General features: G+C 71.6%; 1 protein-coding gene and 1 pseudogene. Both read right to left on the bottom strand.

The features are described from left to right. Positions 1–252 precede the first annotated feature (252 nt). Positions 253–1,461: a sulfate adenylyltransferase subunit 1 gene (locus tag ACWD3C_RS17185; RefSeq protein ID WP_451144665.1), complete on the bottom strand. Its 1,209-nt coding sequence runs from the start codon at positions 1,459–1,461 to the stop codon at positions 253–255. 2 nt (positions 1,462–1,463) lie between these two features. Continuing rightward, positions 1,464–1,685 (bottom strand): annotated as a pseudogene (locus tag ACWD3C_RS17180) (sulfate adenylyltransferase subunit CysD); the annotation flags it as partial.

Below are 1,685 nucleotides of genomic sequence, written 5' to 3'. Positions count from 1 at the left end.
TGGGTCCGGACGCATGGACGCCCCCAAGCCCCCGCTTGACGCTGGAGTTGAGGCGCCCCATGGCGAGGAGCCGGGCTCGGCCGTCTCGACCGGCCCCGCCCCGATCCGACCCGTGCCGTGTTGTGCCGGGCGGGCAGTGGCCGTCCCTGGGCCCGGACGCCCGGACGCCCCCAACCCCGGCTCACGCTCGGGAGTTGAGGGCGCCCACAAGCCACGTACGCCACGTGCTACGGCACGTACACCACGTACCGGCTACGACAGGTCGGCCATCCCCGCCGTCAGGGTCGAGCCGTCCGCCGGGTCGACCAGGATGAAGGCGCCCGTGCGGCGGACGTCCGCGTAGTCGTCGAGGGCGAGTGGCTCGGCGGTGCGCAGGGTGATGCGGCCCAGGTCGTTCGCGGTGAGCTGGGTGGCGCCGCCGAGGTTCTTGACGATGGCCTTGACGGTGCGGGTCGTGTGTCTGACCAGGACACGGTCACCGAGGCGCAGCGGGCGGTCGGCCAGGTGGCAGACGGCCGCCCGGACGTCCTGGGTGAGCACCGGCGCGTCGGGACCGGCGGTGATCATGTCGCCGCGCGAGATGTCCCGCTGGCCGGCCAGCCGCAGCGTGATGGACTGCGGCGCGTGCGCCACCTCCGTGTCCGTGCCGAGTACGTCGATGCCGGTGATCTCGGAGGTCTCGCCCGACGGGTGGACCGTGATCCGGTCGCCGACCCGGAGCGAGCCGGAGACCAACTGGCCCGCGTAGTAGCGGGTTTCGTCGTGCCGGATGACGTACTGGACGGGGAAGCGCGCCGGGGCGTCCTCGGGGTCCGCGGCGACCGGGACGGTCTCCAGGAACTCCAGCAGCGCGGGACCGGCGTACCAGTCCATCTTCGCGGAGCGATCGACGACGTTGTCGCCGACCAGCGCGGACACCGGGATCGGCGTGAAGCCGGGCAGGCCCAGCTCCTCGGCGTGGCCCGTGAAGTCCTGGACGATGCGGTCGAACTCCTTCTCCTCGTAGCCGACGAGGTCCATCTTGTTGACGGCGAGGACCACGTGCGGGACGCGGAGGAGGGCGGCCACGGCGGCGTGGCGGCGGGTCTGCTCGACGACGCCGTTGCGGGCGTCGATCAGGATGATGGCCAGGTCGGCCGTGGAGGCACCCGTGACCATGTTGCGGGTGTACTGCACATGGCCGGGGGTGTCGGCGAGGATGAACCGGCGTCGGGGCGTGGCGAAGTAGCGGTAGGCCACGTCGATGGTGATGCCCTGCTCCCGCTCGGCCCGCAGACCGTCGGTCAGCAGCGCCAGGTCGGGTGCCGCCTGGCCCCGGTTGGCCGAAGCCAGCTCCACGGCTTCCAGCTGGTCGGCGAGGACCGACTTGGAGTCGTGCAGCAGCCGGCCGACGAGCGTGGACTTGCCGTCGTCGACGGAGCCCGCGGTGGCGAACCTCAGTGTGTCGATCGTGCTCGTCATGTTTAGAAGTATCCCTCGCGTTTGCGGTCTTCCATCGCGGCCTCGGACAGTTTGTCGTCGGCGCGGGTGGCGCCCCGCTCGGTCAGCCGGGACGCGGCGATCTCGGCGATCACCTGGTCGAGGGTCACCGCGTCGGAGTCGACGGCGCCGGTGCAGGACATGTCGCCGACGGTGCGGTAGCGGATCTGCCGCTTCTCGACGGTCTCGTTCTCCCGGGGCCCGCC

The organism is Streptomyces sp. NPDC002845 (assembly GCF_053591955.1).
This window is presented reverse-complemented; position numbering and strand designations above follow the sequence as displayed.

Coding starts and splice junctions, on each gene's coding strand:
- ACWD3C_RS17185 (WP_451144665.1), bottom strand. CDS start 1,461: ATGACGAGCACGATCGACACACTGAGGTTCGCCACCGCGGGCTCCGTC.